The organism is Asticcacaulis biprosthecium C19 (assembly GCF_000204015.1).
GTDB lineage: Bacteria > Pseudomonadota > Alphaproteobacteria > Caulobacterales > Caulobacteraceae > Asticcacaulis > Asticcacaulis biprosthecius.
Genome location: NZ_GL883077.1, coordinates 59415 through 75587, shown reverse-complemented (window position 1 = coordinate 75587; position 16173 = coordinate 59415). Strand labels below are relative to the sequence as shown.

12 protein-coding genes are annotated in these 16173 nt (G+C 60.2%); 6 read left to right on the top strand and 6 right to left on the bottom strand.

Features of this window, described 5'->3' with window-relative positions:
- The first annotated feature begins 207 nt into the window (after positions 1 to 207).
- Both ABI_RS00845 and ABI_RS00840 read left to right on the top strand, forming a co-directional pair.
- Positions 208 to 996, top strand: coding sequence for an IclR family transcriptional regulator (locus ABI_RS00845; protein ID WP_006270898.1), 789 nt, complete (start codon positions 208 to 210; stop codon positions 994 to 996).
- 53 nt (positions 997 to 1049) lie between these two features.
- Positions 1050 to 2420, top strand: a complete 1371-nt coding sequence (locus ABI_RS00840) for a BNR repeat-containing protein (RefSeq protein ID WP_006270897.1) — start codon at positions 1050 to 1052, stop codon at positions 2418 to 2420.
- Between the two features lie 177 nt (positions 2421 to 2597).
- On the opposite strand, the gene ABI_RS00835 is transcribed toward ABI_RS00840, so the two are convergent.
- Positions 2598 to 3263 carry a Rossmann-fold NAD(P)-binding domain-containing protein gene (locus ABI_RS00835; RefSeq protein ID WP_006270896.1) on the bottom strand — a complete coding sequence of 222 codons (666 nt, stop codon included), beginning with the start codon at positions 3261 to 3263 and terminating at the stop codon, positions 2598 to 2600.
- Between the two features lie 359 nt (positions 3264 to 3622).
- Here ABI_RS00835 and ABI_RS00830 point away from each other — a divergent pair, with 359 nt between their 5' ends.
- A complete protein-coding gene (locus ABI_RS00830; protein WP_006270895.1) occupies positions 3623 to 4000 on the top strand; it encodes a winged helix-turn-helix transcriptional regulator in 378 nt (125 codons plus the stop codon).
- Between the two features lie 60 nt (positions 4001 to 4060).
- Positions 4061 to 4825, top strand: coding sequence for a class II glutamine amidotransferase (locus tag ABI_RS00825; protein WP_006270894.1), 765 nt, complete (start codon positions 4061 to 4063; stop codon positions 4823 to 4825).
- Here the strand turns inward: ABI_RS00825 and ABI_RS00820 are convergent.
- The 3 genes from ABI_RS00820 to ABI_RS00810 are packed head-to-tail and all read right to left on the bottom strand — an operon-like array spanning position 4800 to position 9812.
- Positions 4800 to 5546 (bottom strand): FadR/GntR family transcriptional regulator, encoded by a 747-nt coding sequence (locus ABI_RS00820; RefSeq protein ID WP_006270893.1) that lies wholly within the window; start codon positions 5544 to 5546, stop codon positions 4800 to 4802. The two genes, ABI_RS00825 and ABI_RS00820, sit on opposite strands and share 26 nt — an antisense overlap.
- A 1-nt stretch (position 5547) precedes the next feature.
- Positions 5548 to 7425, bottom strand: coding sequence for an Svx/AvrXca family virulence/avirulence protein (locus ABI_RS00815; protein WP_157138660.1), 1878 nt, complete (start codon positions 7423 to 7425; stop codon positions 5548 to 5550).
- Positions 7425 to 9812, bottom strand: coding sequence for a glycoside hydrolase family 127 protein (locus tag ABI_RS00810; RefSeq protein WP_006270891.1), 2388 nt, complete (start codon positions 9810 to 9812; stop codon positions 7425 to 7427). Before ABI_RS00810 ends, ABI_RS00815 begins: the two co-directional genes overlap by 1 nt.
- Before the next feature lie 411 nt (positions 9813 to 10223).
- On the opposite strand from ABI_RS00810, the gene ABI_RS00805 reads away from it, so the two are divergent.
- On the top strand, positions 10224 to 12917 hold the full coding sequence (locus ABI_RS00805; RefSeq protein WP_245531273.1) for a TonB-dependent receptor: 2694 nt from the start codon (positions 10224 to 10226) through the stop codon (positions 12915 to 12917).
- A gap of 81 nt (positions 12918 to 12998) precedes the next feature.
- On the top strand, positions 12999 to 13805 hold the full coding sequence (locus tag ABI_RS26400; RefSeq protein ID WP_006270889.1) for a hypothetical protein: 807 nt from the start codon (positions 12999 to 13001) through the stop codon (positions 13803 to 13805).
- Here ABI_RS26400 and ABI_RS00795 read toward each other — a convergent pair whose 3' ends face one another.
- Positions 13806 to 15305, bottom strand: coding sequence for a tryptophan halogenase family protein (locus ABI_RS00795; protein WP_006270888.1), 1500 nt, complete (start codon positions 15303 to 15305; stop codon positions 13806 to 13808).
- Between the two features lie 15 nt (positions 15306 to 15320).
- On the bottom strand, positions 15321 to 16049 hold the full coding sequence (locus ABI_RS00790; protein ID WP_006270887.1) for a DUF6445 family protein: 729 nt from the start codon (positions 16047 to 16049) through the stop codon (positions 15321 to 15323).
- Positions 16050 to 16173: the final 124 nt, after the last annotated feature.

The window sequence follows — 16173 nt, the reverse complement described above, 5'->3', positions numbered from 1 at the left end:
GCTGTAGAAACTCCCTCTCCCCACTTGAGGGAAGAGGGTTGGGGTGAGGGGTTGGTGCGGCCAAAAACGGTAGTCGTCGACTTGGGGCTGACCCCTCATCCGGCTACGCTTCGCTTCGCCAACTTCACTGCATGCCTTTCCCTTGCTTTCTGCTGGTGGCCGTATCACTATGGGGAACGGCATCCCTTGCGTCCGAGTCACGCCACTATGAACCTCCCCGTCTCAGACCCCCTGGAAACCGGCGCCAGGACCGCCGGCGCCCTGACCCTTGCCAAGGGGCTGGACGTTCTTTCGCGGGTGGCCAAGGGTGACAACACCCTGGGCAAAATGGCCAGGTCGCTGGGGTTGAACAAGACCACCGTCCACCGCCTCGCCACCACTCTGGTCGAATCCAACTTCCTCGCTTATTCCGCTCAGGAAGGCTACGCCCTGGGCACCAAGCTGCTCGAGCTGGGCTTTGCCGCGCAACAGCAGATCACCCTGACGCGAGTCAGCCAGGACTATCTCACCCGCCTCGCGGCCGACACCGGCGACACCGTCAACCTCGGTATATTGGAACGCGATCAGGTCCACTATATTGCCAAAATCCCCGGTAACCGCCGTATCGAGGTCCGCTGCATCGTCGGGGAGCGCCAACCCCTGCGCCATACCGGCCTGGGAAAGGCCCTTCTGTTGGATGAACCCGAAGACCGTCTGCGCGAGGTCTACCTGCGTGAAGCAGCCCTCTATCCCCGGTACAAATATGACATCAAGCAGTGGCTCGATGTCATGACACACTATCGCGAGGAACAGTACGCCCTTGACCTCGATGAAAACGAAGACCACATCCGCTGCGTCGCCGCCCCGGTTCGTGACATAAGTGGCAAGATCATCGCCGCCGTCTCGGTGTCCTCGGCCGCCCAGTACATGGACTTAGACCGGATTCAGTTGGTGAAGTCCTATGTCAAGGACACCACGAACCAGATCAGCCGCCAGTTCGGCTACACAGGTGGTTAAAGTTCCCAACAGCACACAAAATGTCGTTCCGTTATATGTAGGCTGATATTGTTATGCGCCATGCTTCTTCTGTCAGACCGCATCACCATCGGCGCCCTCGCCTTCTGGGTCTTGTCGCCGCGGCCCTCCTGCTCACCACCTCCGCCTCGGCCCAGCCTGCGCCTGAAGCGATAGACCCAGAAGCGATCGACAAGGTCTGGGCTGGTCACAGCGCCCGCTTTGCCATGGTGACGACGAAGACCCATCTTTATGTCGCCTATTACGACACCCAACGCCAACTGACCGTCGCCCAGCGGCCGCTGAACAATCCCGCCCACTGGGTCTATCATAAGGTCGATACCTGGCTGGGCTGGGACAGCCACAACTACATCGCCATGGAAGTCGACCCGGCTGGCGCTGTTCATGTCGCCAGCAACATGCATGTCGATCCGCTGACCTATTTCCGCAGCGATCCGTCCGGCGATATACGGACGTTAAAACGCATCCCCGTCATGGCCTCGACTGAGCGCGAGTCGCACATGACATATCCCATTTTTTTGAAGGATCCGGCAGGCCGCCTCGTTTACAAATATCGCGATGGCTCCAGTGGCCAGGGCAACGAAATCTATAACGTCTATGACGAAGCTTCCGAGACCTGGAAGCCCCTCACATCTGCACCGCTTGTCGATGGCGAAGGCGAGCGCAATGCCTATTTCATGGGCCCGGTGTTGGGACCGGACGGCTGGTTCCATATCGCATGGGTGTGGCGCGACACCCCGATGGCCGACACCAATCATGACCTCAGCTATGCCCAAAGCCGCAACCTGGTGACCTGGCAAAAGGCCGACGGTTCGCCACTGCCTTTACCGATAAAATTCAAAGATGCCGAGATCGTCGACCCTGTGCCGGTCAAGGGCGGGATGATCAACAACAACACCATCATCGGCTTTGACGCCGATGGTCGGGTGACCATCACGTACCATAAGTACGATGCGACGGGTAACACCCAGATCTGGCTGGCCCGCCGCGAAGGCGAGGCCTGGAACAGCCGCCAGATCAGCGACTGGACCGATTACCGCTGGGACTTCGGCGGCGGCGGATCGCTGAACAGCGAGATATTTGTCGACGGTGCCCGGCCGGGTGCGCCCGGGCAACTGATCGTGCCGGTGATGCGCTTGGGACAGTCGCTGGAGTTCGTGGTCGACGCCAAGACCCTGAGGCTGATCGAGGAACGCAAGGTCGCAAGCGTGGCGGAAAAGGCCGCTGCCCGGCTTGATGTGGCGGAGGGGCAGCGAACCAACACAGTTCAAGTGACCGGGCCGGACGGCAGGGTATTCACTCTGGCCTGGCCGACCCTGCCACCCAACCGCGACCTGCCTCAGGCGAAGATTCCAGAACCGTCGGACATGGTGCTGTTTCAGGACATCGAGAAAGGGTTTCGGTAGGGAGAATATACACTGAAATCTCCCTCTCCCCACTTGAGGGGAGAGGGTAGGGGTGAGGGGTTGGTTCGGCTACAACTGTAGAAACCGAACCTGAGTTGACCACTCATCCGGCTTTCGCTTCGCTCAGCCACCTTCTCCCCTCAGGTGGGGAGAAGGAGAAATGTAACAAAACCGGCTCTATTGAGCCGGCACCTTAACATTGTCCTTTGCCCATTGTTCCAGGCTGCGTGGCGCATGACCCGACAGCGTTTCCACCGCGTCCGTCACACTGGCGGTCCAGCCTTCGCGCACGGGATGGAAGATGGCCGCCAGCAATCGCGCATAGCCTTCGTTGAGACCGGCCTGGCTCATGGCGGCGACAAACGTCTCGTCATCGATCGGCTGATAGCCGATGGTGCGGCCGTAAAACCCTGACAGCAGCTCTGCTGCCTGGGCATAGGTCAGCGCCTCCGGTCCGGTCACGGCAAAGGCCTGGCCGTTGAAACGATCGGTGGTCAGGGCGCCAGCCGCGCTGTCGGCGATGTCGCGGGCGTCGACAAAGCTGGTCGCTCCGTCACCGGCCGGCACGTGGATGGTGCCGTTGCTGATGTCACCCTTCCAGTAGGTCTCGAAGTTGTCGGCAAACCAGTTCGGCCGCAGAATCACGAACGGAACACCCGACCGCTCGACCGCCAGTTCGACCTGGCGCAGCGGGATATTGTCATCGGCATCGACGCCGATGGCGGTCTGCAGCACGATCTTGATACCGCGCTTGGCCGCTTCGGTGATCACCGGCGTCAGCAGGCCGACCGGATCGAGATGACCCGTCGGCGACAGCAGGTACAGCCGGTCGACGCCCTCCAAAGCGGCCGCCGGATTGGCGAAATCAAACGCGACGCTTTCCGCGCCAGCGACAGCCGCAGGTGTACGCGACGCCGCTTTTACCGTTTCCCCTTGGCCACCAGGGCCGCAACAAGATGGCGACCGACCGTACCGGTGGCGCCCACAACCAAAATCTTTCCGCTCATAATGTATTCTCCATAAGCGCATCCCGAAAAGTGTGAGGTACCGCGCGGGCGGCCCCGTTTTCGGATTAAGATGCGCGCCAAAACAAAGAAGCTTTCTGTTGGAAATCTGCTTTCCACGAGTTAGAAGATAGTCATTCGCGCGAAATAGCGAAAGAATGCACTTTAAACTCAGTAGGTTACCTCGAGGAAACCGCCATGGGCTTTCATCAGATACCCAATGTCTTCGATCTGAACTGTCCGACCCGGATGGTGCTGGACCGCCTGGCCGACAAATGGGCCATGCTGCTTTTGCGGCGGCTGATGGACGGGCCGACGCGCTTCAACCAACTGCATCGCGACATCCAGGGCATTTCGCACAAGGTTCTGTCCCAGACCCTGAAAAAGCTGGAGCGTGACGGTTTGATCTCGCGTCAGGCCTTTGCGACCGTACCCGTGACGGTGGAATACCGGGTTACACCGCTGGGCGAGACCCTGTCGGGGACAGTGGCCCAGATTTCCCAGTGGGCCGAAAGCAACATTACCGAAATCCTTCAGGCTCAGGACGCTTACGACACCCGCGCCGATATCCTGTAAATTCCGGTTGCACGCCCGCCCGTGAATGCGCAAAGACAGGGGCACAAAGGAGCGGCCGCAATGTGTGAACTTCTGGCGATGAGCGCCAATGTGCCGACCGATATCCGGTTCAGCTTTTCGGCCCTGGTCCAGCGCGGCGGGGCGACCGGCGTTCACACTGACGGCTGGGGTATCACCTTCTACGAACAGAAGGGCTGCCGCAGCCTGCACGACCCCAACCCCAGCGCCCATTCGGAGCTGGCCAAGTTCCTCAAGGCCTATCCGATCAAGAGCCGCCTTGTCATCGCCCATGTCCGGAAGGCCAATCGCGGCCGCGTGGCGCTGGAAAACACGCACCCGTTTATCCGCGAAATGTGGGGCCAGTACTGGAGCTTTGCCCATAACGGTCAGCTCAAAGGCATCAAGAAGCGGCCGCTGGTCCACTACCAACCGGTCGGCAGTACCGACAGCGAACACGCCTTCTGCTGGCTGTTGGATCAGATCCGCATCGCCTGCCCCAAGCGGCCGTCGGACGCCAGGCTGAAACGTATTGTCGCCGAGGCCTATGGCTCACTTCGCGAGTTGGGGGTCTTCAACGCCCTGCTGGGCGACGGACACGCCCTCTACGCCAGTTGCTCGACCAAGCTATGCTACATCCGCCGCGCGGCGCCGTTCGGACGCGCCAGCCTGATCGATGAAGATATGGAGGTCGACTTTGCGAAAGAGACGACGCCGGACGACAAGGTGATCATCGTTGCCTCGACGCCCCTGACCCGTGACGAAACCTGGACGGTGGTGCCGCCGGGTTCGACCATCGTTTTCAGGGATGGAGAGCGGGTGGACTGATCGCCATCATGGCGTCTTCCTGGGCCAGCAACAGCAAGGTCGATGCCGCATGACGGGCGGCGTCGGGATCCTGCGCAGCGATCGCATCTAGCAATCTTTGATGATCCGGAATCGGATCGCGCGGCAGTTCGCGCTCCTGGTTCTTGAAAATGGTCGCCCACCGTGCGGCCGCGCCTATGCCGTTGGCCAGCGACATGAAGGTCGCATTCCCGGTGGCTTCCAGGATCAGCGTGTGGAATTGTTTATCGGCCGCCAGACCTGCTTCGCTGGCCAAGGTACGTTCGCGCATCACACCTAGGGCCGCTGTCATCAACTCCAACTGTTCCGCTGTCCGTCGCCGCGCCGCCAAGCCGGCCGCCGCCGGTTCGACCACCATGCGCAGTTCGAACAGGTCGCGGATCAGGTCGTCGCAGACCGGGGCGGCCTGGAACATCCAGGCCAAGATATCGGGGTCCAGCATGTTCCACGCCGAGCGGGCATTGACCACCGTGCCGGTACGCGGCCGGCTGATCAGCAAGCCCTTGCCGGTCAGGATGCGCGTCGCCTCGCGATAGGAACTGCGCGAAATCCCCAGTTGCTCGGCCGATTCCATCTCCGTTGGCAGCCGCCGGCCGGGGGCGTATTCACCCGCCACAATCGCTCGGCCCAGCATATGCGCCGCGTGACCATGGATAAACCGCAGGTCGGGATTGTCCTCTGGAAAGCGCGTATGCTCGTTCATCTCAGGGGCGCCAGGTGTAGGTAAACGACGTCACTTCCGGCGCCGGCGCGGTCAGGTCGCCGCCCTGTTTCGGATCGTCCTGTGACGCCTGGTCGACAAAGCCGGTATAGACGCCCTTGCTCAGCTTCGGCCCGCCGCGCACCTCGGCGTCGCCCCAGATCTGGGCCGTTCCGGACAGCTCGGTGCCGGGTTCGAAGGCGCCGATACCCATAAAGGTCGTGCGCACCACAGCCTTGTCCTTGATGACCACATTGTTGTCGATAATCGACATGCCGCCGACCACGGCCTCACCCGAAATGGTGCCGCTGCGGACGATGGCATGATCCTCGATGCGGGCATGGTCCCTAACGGTGCCGCCCAACACCTGAGCATAGGGTCCGACATAGACGCTGGCATCGACCTTGGCGTCTTTGCCGACCCAGCCGCCGCCATTGGGGTGGGCATGGCCATCGGTTGTCGGTTTGGCTGCGCCAGCTTCGAAGCCCTGGGGCATGGCGCCTGTGAACTGGGCCATCCACGGGTAGCGGTAGATGGAAGAGTAGGCCTGGTCCCACATAATCGCATGATGCGTGGTCGGTGTCCCGACTACGACCATATAGACGGCCGTGTCGCCGGCCTTCAGGTCGAAGGCCAGATCGCCGTCGGCGCCACCCATCAGCGGGCTGTACCGCGGCGTGCCGTCGGCCTGGACCGCCACGACACCCCAGCGCCAGTCGGATGCCGGCGCGGGCACCGAGGCCGGTTCATTGTTCAGTCCCGTCATGGTCGCGCCGGCGGCCGTCTGAACGACACCGCGGAAACGGACGGAAACCTTGGTCGCGCCGGCGTCGGGCACCAGCCGCACCAGATTGTAGCCATAGCGCTGCGGCGCCCACAGGGACGGCACGGCAAAGCGGCGTTGGCCCAGATCCAGCGGCTCCAGGGCTGTCGTGCGCAGCGGACGAATGCCGCTCTTGTCGTCATAGGACCCGTATTTGGCGCGATAGACCGGGCCCTGGTCGTTGCCCTTGTCGTCGACATAGTCCCAGGTGACGTTGCGTAAGGCCCATTCGCCGAACTCGTCGTTCAGATCCGCCACTGACCACTTTTGCGTCCGCATCAGGATGGTGAAGAAGCTTTCGTCCATATAGCCTGGCTCGCCGGGCTTCAAACCTTTGGCCCAGATGGCGCTGACGGCTTCATAGCCGTACTTGTCTTTGACATATTCCAGGAACTGCCAGTTGCAGTAGCGGTCGCGCGTCGAGCCGTAATAGAGGTGCGGGAAGTTCACCAGCAGTTCGGAACAATGGACCTCACCGCGATATTCCGGCATCTGATGCGCCATCCAGTTGGCATGGCTTTCCCACAGCCAGCCGGTATAGACGCCGTCGCGCAGGCTGCGCGTCGAACCCTGCAGGGCGTGGGTGAATTCGTGCGACAGGCCCCAGTGATCCTTCAGCGCCGGCGGTGAAATCCACATACCCATATCGCGTTCGCCGGTCGGGCCGCCGCTGAGGCCAAAGGTCGGATCGAGATTGATATTGGCCTTCTTCTTGGCGGCGGTATCGCAATAGGGCTCGGGGAAGGCGACCGGTCCCATATAGAGCTTCCACACCATCTCGAGATACGCGCCGGCGGCGACGGCATCTTCACGGTTGACGTCGCCCGCCTTCCAGCGAAAGGCAAAATGCTCGGTCTCATACTGAACGGCCTGCTCTTCCGGAACGCCGGAAACAACCGTCCAGGTGCCGGCCACGCAGCCGGTGGAAACAGGCGGTGTCACGGGCGGGGCAGGCGGTGGCGTCTGGGCATTGGCCGAACCGCCGCCGCCACAAGCGCTCAAGGATACGCTCAGCGCCAACAGGTACAAGGAGACACCGGTCTTCAACAGGGAACGCATCAGGTTTCGACTTTCGTATTCGTGGGGACGGCGGTGAACAGGCGCATGCCGAAGATCATGCCGGTAGACCGGTCACCGGGTTGCAGGCGGATCAAAACGTGCGTCTTGCCGGCGGTGAACCGTTCCGGCACGGGGTATTCTTCATCGAAGAAGACACCGGGTTTGGGCGCCGTCTTGTGAGTCACCGTGGTCAGCTTTTCACCGTCGATCACGATGTCGTATTCGCGGCGGTCGTCACCCCAGTAGGTCGCCTGCAGCACCAGAGGGCCGGGCTTGACCTTCAAGGTAAAGGACATGAAGCCCCCCTGACGCGCATCGCGCCCGTTGCGGCCGCGATAGGTGCCGGGCCACGACACGTTGGATTCGAGATTGTGGTCGCGTTCAGCCTGCATCTCGCCCAGGTACATGACATCGACCGAGCGGGCGGCCAGGTCGCGCTGGCGCTCCTGTTCGGCCAGGAAGGCGGCTTCCTCGACCTTCCAGTCGGCTTCGGAAAACGCCTTGAAATAAAGCGCGCTGCGCCGTTCGTACTGGCTGTAGAAAGGCACGAAGTCCAACTGTCCCGGCCGGCCAATACCGACCGTGCGATACAGTGCCTTCGACGCATCGACTGCCTCGAACCCGGCCAGGATATTGTCGCCGACCAGCGCCGGATCGGTCGCCTTGAACGGAGTCTCTACGGGGCCCAGATCGGCCGCTAAAACCATCGGCCCGCGCAGCACGGCGACAATGCCGGTATTGTCGGAGGTGGCTTCCAGGCGCAGGTCCAGCGGCAGATCGAGCGCGATTTTGTCACCGGCCTGCCAGACCCGGTCGATGACCAGATAACCGCCGTCGCGCACGGCCTGGGCCGGTTTGCCGTTCAGGGTCACGGCTGCGGTCTTTGCCCAACCTGGCACGCGCAGGGCCAGCTTGAACCGCGTCGGCCGGCGCAGCGCTGTGACGGCCAGCTTGACGCCGCCGTCATAGGGATAGCCGGTATCCATCCGCAGGCTGGCGCCCTTGGTCGTCCACTGGGCGGTCGACGGAATATAGAGATTGACGAACAGGGTGTCGGCCGACTGCCACCAGATCGACTCAGCGTGGCGGGCATGGCTCTCCATGCCGGTGCCGTGGCAGCAGGTCCAGTTGTCGACCGGATCGGAGAAGCCGCGTTCGGCGCCGGTGAACAGCGGCGTCATATAGCTGAACATACCGGTCTTCGGGTTCTGCTGGCTGAGCACATGGTTGAGGTGCGCCCGCTCGAAATAGTCAAAGCGCGAGGCGTCGGGTTGCCAGCTATACAGGAACCGCGTCAGGCGCAGCATATTGTAGGTGGCGCAGTGCTCGCACGTCGCCTCGGTAATGTGCCTGGAGATGGTGTCGGGTTCGAAGAAATATTCCCGGTCGCCATTGCCGCCGATGACGTAGCTGTGGTGGCCAGTAACGCGTTCCCAGAAGAAGTCCGACGCCGTGTGGTAATCGGCCTTGCCGGTGATCTCATACAGCCGCGCCAGACCCAATACCTTGGGGATGGTGGTGTTGGAATGGATATTGGCCAGCTTGTCCTCGCGTTTGATCATCGGGTCGAGGACGCGGTTATGATGCATGCGTTCGGCTAGCGTCAGCCAGCGCGCGTCGCCGGTGCGGGCATGCAGTTCGGCAAACGACTCGTTCAAGCCGCCGAATTCGCAGTTCAGCACCTGCTGAACCTGATCGTCGTTCAGCGCTGCAAAAACGCTGTCGATATAATGACCCAGCCCCGTAGCAACGACGACGCCCTTGTTCAGGCCGCAGAAGGTCTGGGCGTCGAACAGACCGGTGTACAGCTTGTGCCAGTTGTAGAGGGGGACCCAGCAACCGTTGAGGTCGAAGCCGGCCGAACGGATGTCGCCGGCCTTGATCTCGGCGAAGAGCTCCTTGCCGTCGACGATGGTGCCGTCGGGGCGCTTGCGGGTGAAGCCGGCGACATAGCCGTCGCCTTGCATGCCCTGGATCAGGGCCAGTTCGTCGATGACATAGGCGGCGCGGGCCTTCAGCGTGGCGTCCCCGGTCTGGGCATACATCAGCGATATGGCCGACAGGTAGTGGCCCAGGCTGTGGCCGGCGATGGTGTCGTTCTCCCAGCCGCCGTACTTTTCCGCCTTGGGCGTGAGGCCCGCGCCCTTGCGGTAGTTGTGCAGGAAGCGGTCGGGTTCCAAGGTTAGTAGATAGGTATGATTGACGTCCAGCGCAGTTTTGAACGGCGACGGCAACAGGCGCACATCGCCCAGCGCAAGCGACGTAGTACGCTTTTGGGGAAGCGCCTTTTCGGTCCCGGCCCACGCCGCCGCAGGAACCAGGCTCAGCCCTGTCAGGACAGACGAGGTCGTAAGGAAGTGGCGGCGACTGCCCGAAAAAACTGCCATAAATCGCTCCGTGTTGTCGGACAAATTAGTATACAATATACAAACTAGCAACAAGGCAAAATTTTCACATGCTGAAATTTTCCGACTCACAACGGGAGCGATTGTCGCCTTCGACGGCACCTCAGTTGCCACGTTTCGGACAAAGCGAGTCTTGAAATCGTGAGAAAATAACCAAATTCTCAAGCAAACTGCTGATTTATCTGATTTTTCCTAGCAGCGCGCCTTGAATCTATATTGTGTCGAAAATTGCTGCGACTGCGAATAACATTGTTGCGGATATGCCACATTCAATTGTCATGCTAATAAAATCGACACATAACCGTCGTATATCGTATAAAATATTTTGACGGAGTGGCTTTTTCATGGCCACTTGGCCTCACGGTTTTTTCCAAGGGGACTTGCGAGATGAATATGAAGCTGAAGAGTATCTTGTTGACGGCGACCGGTCTGGCCGCGGCTATGATGTGTGCGCCGGCCTTCGCCCAGGACACCACCAGTGCCACGGCAGCAGCTCCGGCTGACGACGCCGACGCGGTCGTGGTGGTCAAGGGCATTCGCAAAAGCCTGCAATCGGCGGTCAACCGCAAACGCAAAGCGGCTCAGATCGTCGACTCAATTGACGCGGAAGACGCGGGCAAACTGCCGGACAATAACGTCGCCGAAGCCATTTCGCGCGTTACGGGTGTGCAGATCACGCGTGAGCGTGGCGAAGGCGGCAGCGTCGCCATTCGCGGTATGACGGACATACAGACCTCGGTGAACGGCAAGGCGACCAATTCGGGCACCGGCCGCGCCGCTGGCCTGAATGATGTTCCGGCTGAACTTCTGAAATCAGTTCAGGTCTACAAGACGCGGACTCCCGACCAAGAAGAAGGCGGCATCGCCGGCACCGTCAACGTCGATCTGCGCCGTCCCATGGACCTGCGTAAGGGTTGGACCGCTGCTGGCAGTGTGCGTAACGTCTACAGCAATGTCGGTGAGACCGAGAGCCCCTATATCAGCGGCTTGATCGCCAACCGCTTCGACACCACGGTCGGCGAGATGGGCTTCCTGCTCAACCTGTCGCTCCAGAAGAACAATTACGGCGAGCAGTATGTCGAAAGCGAAACCCCGCGGGAATTCTGGGACCAACAGTTGGCCAGCCTGCCAGCCAACCAGAAGAATATCGTCGGAGTCTATAAGGTCCGATATGGTGTTGAGCGCGGTTATGTCGAGCGGCCGTCCTATAACGCTGCCTTCCAGTGGCGTCCAACCGAGAACTTGACACTTCTGATGGAAGCTTCGCAGTTCAATGCGAAGGAGCACCGTCAGCTTGACGTTCTGGAAGCGCGCCTCAAGGGTTCGAACGCGGCGCTGTCCGACGTTGTCCTGATGCCGGACGGGAAGTCGCTGAAGTCGGCCACCTTCACTGGTACCGACCTGCCGATTGGCCCTTGGGCCAACGACCAGGCTATCGATATCGAGAACCGTCGCCTCAACTTCGAGGCCGTCTGGACCAATGATCGCTGGGAAGTTGACGCCGGCATCTCGGTGGATGAAAACAACTTCGACATGGAGTGGTACCGCCAGACCATCCGCTTCAGCGCGGCTACCCAGTTTAAGATCGACATGAATTCCCCTAACTCGGTCCAGGGTGCTCCCTACGTCGAATATACCGGCATCAATCTTGACGACGTCAATAACTACTATCTGAATGAATTCGAAAACGGTAAGAGCTTCGAAGACAGCAAGGAGAATGTCTGGCAATTCAACGCCAGCTACCGCGTCAGCGACGACAAGTTTATCCGCTCGGTGAAGTTTGGTGCCCAGCACAAGGATCGCCAGACAGGTCGCGCCTACGGTTATCGCTATGCGCGTTTCACCGGAGCCAGCGCAGTGAAGTTGGTCAACTTTCCTACCGGTCAAGGTTATGACGCGGTGTCGATCAAGGTTCCTGGTTTCGACTCGCCGACTTGGTATCGCCTGAACCTTGACAGCATCATCGAGAACTTCGATGACATCCGTGCCTACGCGGTTGCCAACAAGACCAACACCTTCACAGGTTCAGGTGGTTGGGCGGATGAGGTCGTCACGACCGAGGACGGCTTCGGCTCGTTCGTCGCGACTGAAAAGAACTCGGCGATCTATGCGCAGATTAACTACGGCTTCAATCTCGGCAGCTTCCCGGTTGACGGTGTCATTGGTGCCCGCTCAACGAGTACTCAAGGCGACAGCACAACCAAACAAAATCCTAGCGCCGAACCGGTAAACGCTCCCATCGATTACCACTTCATCCTTCCCAGCGCGACGGCCATTGTCCACTTTACACCCAAGCTCCAATTGCGCCTGGCTTATACCGAAAACGTACAGCGGCCGAATTTCGGCGAAGCAACGTCCTGGGTTTCGCTGGATACCGGCTGCCGTTGTGGCTGGGGTGGGAATACCGACCTGCGGCCCAACCACGAAAAAAGCTATGACGCTTCGCTGGAATACTATTTCGGCCGTGGCGGCATCGTGTCGTTCGCAACCTATCTGAAGAAGCCCGATGGCTTCATCACTTGGACGCATGAAGTCAACGTTCCCGTTGGCGGTTACGAGGGAGTGTGGACGATCGACCGTCCGACAAACGCGGGTCCGGGTGAGTTCAAGGGCTATGAGTTCGCTGCACAAGGCTTCTTCGACTTCCTGCCTGGCAACTGGGCTAATTTTGGTGCCAGCTTCAACGCCACCTATAACGACAAGGCGGAAATTCGCTACCCTTATCTGAACGACACCGGCCTGGGTGATTACAACGCTATCGGCAACTCGAAGTCGACTTATAACTTGGCTTTGTATTACGACACACCGCAGTTCAGCGCGCGCGTCGCCTATAACTATCGCGACAGCTATCGCGACGGTGCGGATCTGGACTATGCCCAAGGCCTCTATTCTCTTTACGTTGAGCCGACGTCGCGTCTCGACGTGGCAGTTAACTGGACGCCGATCAAACAGCTTACCTTGGCGCTGGAAGGCACCAACCTGCTTGAAAACAACACGCAGCGGTTCTGGGGCGAGGACAAGCTCCTGCCGATGGGAATCCGGGTTCAGGCCCGCACCATCCAGGTGAGCGCGCGCTTCCGCTACTGATGCAAGCCTGATCCAAAAAACGAAGCCCCGCTACTTCGGCAGCGGGGCTTTTGTTCGCCAGCGCACTTTAAAGATATAACGATGATGATCAGAACCCTTCTTCCCCTGCTTTTTGCCGCAGCCATCGTCACGGCGCCGCCCGTCCTGGCTCAGGAACCTGTGGTCGATGATGCCGCCGAGTTTATGAGCGAGGATTTCGACCCAAAGGTCATGACTCTGACCGGACCTGCCAATCTTCGGGAACTCGCCGACCGTGCCGGCTATGACGGTGATCCTACCGCCGACTACCTGTTTGTCGTGCCGCAAGGCGTCAACATCCTCGGAAGTCCTGGGGGCAAAGGCGGCAGAAACGATGGCGGACCGGCTTTGGTCAGTGGAAGCTGGCCGGACGGTGTAGAAATCTGGTTGTTCGTACGTGGCCATGTCTACGGCGGTGGCGGACGCGGCGGCAATGGCGGTGTCATTCCGGTTCCGACCGATGGCGGTCGTGGCGGTGACGCCGTCGTAGCCCAGGCCCCCATGACCATAGTTGTGCTCAAGACTGGCTCCATAAAGGCGGGCGGCGGCGGCGGCGCTGGGGCTGATGGGGCGCCCGGTTTGGGGGGCAGTGGTGGTGGTGGTGGCTTTCCGAATGGCGAACCGGGGCAGCCAGGAAGTCCGGGCCCCGCGAGCGGTGAGTTTCGTTCGGGCGACTGGGGTAAGCCCGGCACACCGGGAGGTGGCGGGCGCGGTGGCAGCCGGGGCATTCCCGGCGGGCGCGGCGGCGATACGGCCATGCCGGGAGAAAGTGCCAATCGAGTCGGCGGCGCTCCTGGTAATGCCGTTCGCCTGAATGGCGTTGAGGTCACCGTACTGAATGGTGGCCAGATGTACGGCGAGGCCTATTGATTATACAGCTACGCGCTGGAGCGACGGGCACGTTCTGGCGATATAGGACTCATGGCTGGGCATGGTAGAGGCCAGTCCGGCCGTGCCCTCGCGAAGCCGGTCGATGCGCCAGCGGAATTCATCTTCGGCCATGACGTCAGCGAGAGGGTTGTACGAATCCGGCTCCATGCCCTGACCGACCAGCACGGCAAACCAGCTGGCTTCCTTGAACAACTCGTCCCCCTGGACCAGGCACTGGTTGTTCTGCGCGAAGGCCTCCAGCCGGAACTTGAGGCTCTCAGGAATGTCCATGTTCTTGACATAGGCCCAGAAGGGCGTGTCGTCGCGCGTCGTCACCTTGTAGTGCGCGATCAGGAAATCCTTCACATTGTCATAGGCAGCCAGCAGATCGCGATTGAAGCAGGCGCGTTGGGACGGCAGGATGCCGTCTTTCGGGAAATATTTGATCAGGGTCACTATCGCTTCCTGGACCAGGAAGATCGAGGTCGATTCCAAAGGTTCCAGGAAGCCCGAAGCCAGACCCATGGCAATGACATTGCGGTTCCACATCTGTTTGCGGTGGCCGGTCAGGAAACGGATGATACGCGGTTCGGCCTGTGCCTTGCCGTCCAGACGCTGCAACAGCAGGGTAGAGGCGTCGTCTTCGGAGATGTAATCGGAGCTGAAGACGTAGCCGTTGCCCGTACGATGCTGCAACGGAATGCGCCATTGCCAGCCGGCTTCGCGCGCCGTCGAAGTGGTGTACGGTGTGGCGGGCCCGACCTTGTCACACGGCACGGCTGCGGCCCGATTGCAAGGCAGCCACTTCGACCAATCCTCGTAACCGCTTTTCAGAGTCTGCTCGATCAGCAGGCCCCGAAAACCGGAGCAGTCGATAAACAGATCGCCAGCCATCACGCGACCATCCTCCAAGGCGACGGACGTAATGTCGCCGCTGTTGGGGTCCTGGTTGACATGTGTGATCTTGCCTTCGTGGCGTACGACGCCCAGGCCTTCGCAGAAACGGCGCAGGAAGCGGGCATACAAGGTGGCGTCGAAATGAAAGGCATAATTGACGCGCGGCGCCTTGGGATTGATTTCGGCCATGCGGCCGAAGCGATGGCTGCGGGCGGCCATGGTCTGGGGATTGAACAGACCGAAATCGGCATTGCCCCCGGCCTTGCGGTAACGCATCCAATGGTGGGTGAAGTTCACCCCCATATCGATGCCGTAGACGCCGAAAGGATGGAAATACTCGCTGCCCGGCGCCTTCCAGTCGATGAAGCGAATCCCCAGCTTGAAGGTGCCATTTACCGCCCGGAGGAATTCGTTTTCATCGATGCCCAGCATCTGGTTGAATTCCTGGATCGACGGTATGGTGGCCTCTCCGACACCGACCGTGCCGATGTCGTCGGATTCGATCAGAGTGATGTCGAGACGGGTGCCGAGCGCCTTTCCCAGCGCGGCGGCCGCCATCCAGCCTGCCGTTCCGCCGCCGACCACCACAACTTTACGTACCATAAATTGTATCTCCGATCAGGTCCGGACGTCGGCGCCGGTTTGCGGCGGTTGCGACTCCGCCGGGATATTGAGGAACAGGTTTGTCGTCAGCCGGCCTTTGGCAGGGTTGGCGCTGAAGGTAAAGTTGCTCGGAACCTGCGCGGAATGCAGCAGGGCTCCGGAATAGATCAGCAGACGATTGAAGCGGCCTTCAAAATACGCCGTCTGTTCGTAGGCCTCATTCGAGCCCGCCATAAACCCCGGTGCCGGTTCGCCGTAGGCAGCCAGGTCCTGGCGCAAACCCTCGTGGAAAGCTGCCTTCCGCTCGGCCGAAATACGCTCGAATCCAGTTCGGCGGTGTCTGAAAAAAGCAGTGCCGCCCTGGGGCTGCGGCGTCAGAAAGTGCAGTAGGGCATATTTGGCTTCGCCAACCTCATCATAGTGCGGAATACGGGTCATCGGGTGAGCTTCGTGCGGTCGCCGTGTCATCAGCGAGAAAGCTGCGGACGCTAGGCGAAACGCTGAGAAACCGAAGGTATCCTGCATGATCGGGCCGTAGCGTTTCAGAATGTAGGTGATGTAGGACCATTCCGGATCGGACTGCGGTGTGAAGTCATGTCGCAAACCCGGATAGCTGTTCCCTGACACCGGAGCAAATACACGGGCGGCTGCCACACGCACCAGGCCCTCGGCATGAGGTACGGCATCATCGACGATCACCACGCGATGCCCCTCAATGCCGATGTCCTTGACCTGGATCTTCATGCGCCTGTCCTGACGCTCTTTAAAGCTTTACTTCGTACCATAAGGCAATTTCGCATTTACCGGAACAGCTTGTCAATCGTTCCGTATATCGTATAAAATATTTGACTCAGCTTTCAAACTATGC

Bases quoted from the DNA above. Each gene is read 5' to 3' on its own strand.
- ABI_RS00805 (WP_245531273.1), top strand. From the start codon at position 10,224: ATGAAGCTGAAGAGTATCTTGTTGACGGCGACCGGTCTGGCCGCGGCT.
- ABI_RS00815 (WP_157138660.1), bottom strand. From the start codon at position 7,425: ATGCGTTCCCTGTTGAAGACCGGTGTCTCCTTGTACCTGTTGGCGCTG.
- ABI_RS00810 (WP_006270891.1), bottom strand. From the start codon at position 9,812: ATGGCAGTTTTTTCGGGCAGTCGCCGCCACTTCCTTACGACCTCGTCT.
- ABI_RS00795 (WP_006270888.1), bottom strand. From the start codon at position 15,305: ATGGTACGTAAAGTTGTGGTGGTCGGCGGCGGAACGGCAGGCTGGATG.
- ABI_RS00845 (WP_006270898.1), top strand. From the start codon at position 208: ATGAACCTCCCCGTCTCAGACCCCCTGGAAACCGGCGCCAGGACCGCC.
- ABI_RS00840 (WP_006270897.1), top strand. From the start codon at position 1,050: ATGCGCCATGCTTCTTCTGTCAGACCGCATCACCATCGGCGCCCTCGC.
- ABI_RS00820 (WP_006270893.1), bottom strand. From the start codon at position 5,546: ATGAACGAGCATACGCGCTTTCCAGAGGACAATCCCGACCTGCGGTTT.
- ABI_RS00790 (WP_006270887.1), bottom strand. From the start codon at position 16,049: ATGAAGATCCAGGTCAAGGACATCGGCATTGAGGGGCATCGCGTGGTG.
- ABI_RS00825 (WP_006270894.1), top strand. From the start codon at position 4,061: ATGTGTGAACTTCTGGCGATGAGCGCCAATGTGCCGACCGATATCCGG.
- ABI_RS00830 (WP_006270895.1), top strand. From the start codon at position 3,623: ATGGGCTTTCATCAGATACCCAATGTCTTCGATCTGAACTGTCCGACC.
- ABI_RS26400 (WP_006270889.1), top strand. From the start codon at position 12,999: ATGATGATCAGAACCCTTCTTCCCCTGCTTTTTGCCGCAGCCATCGTC.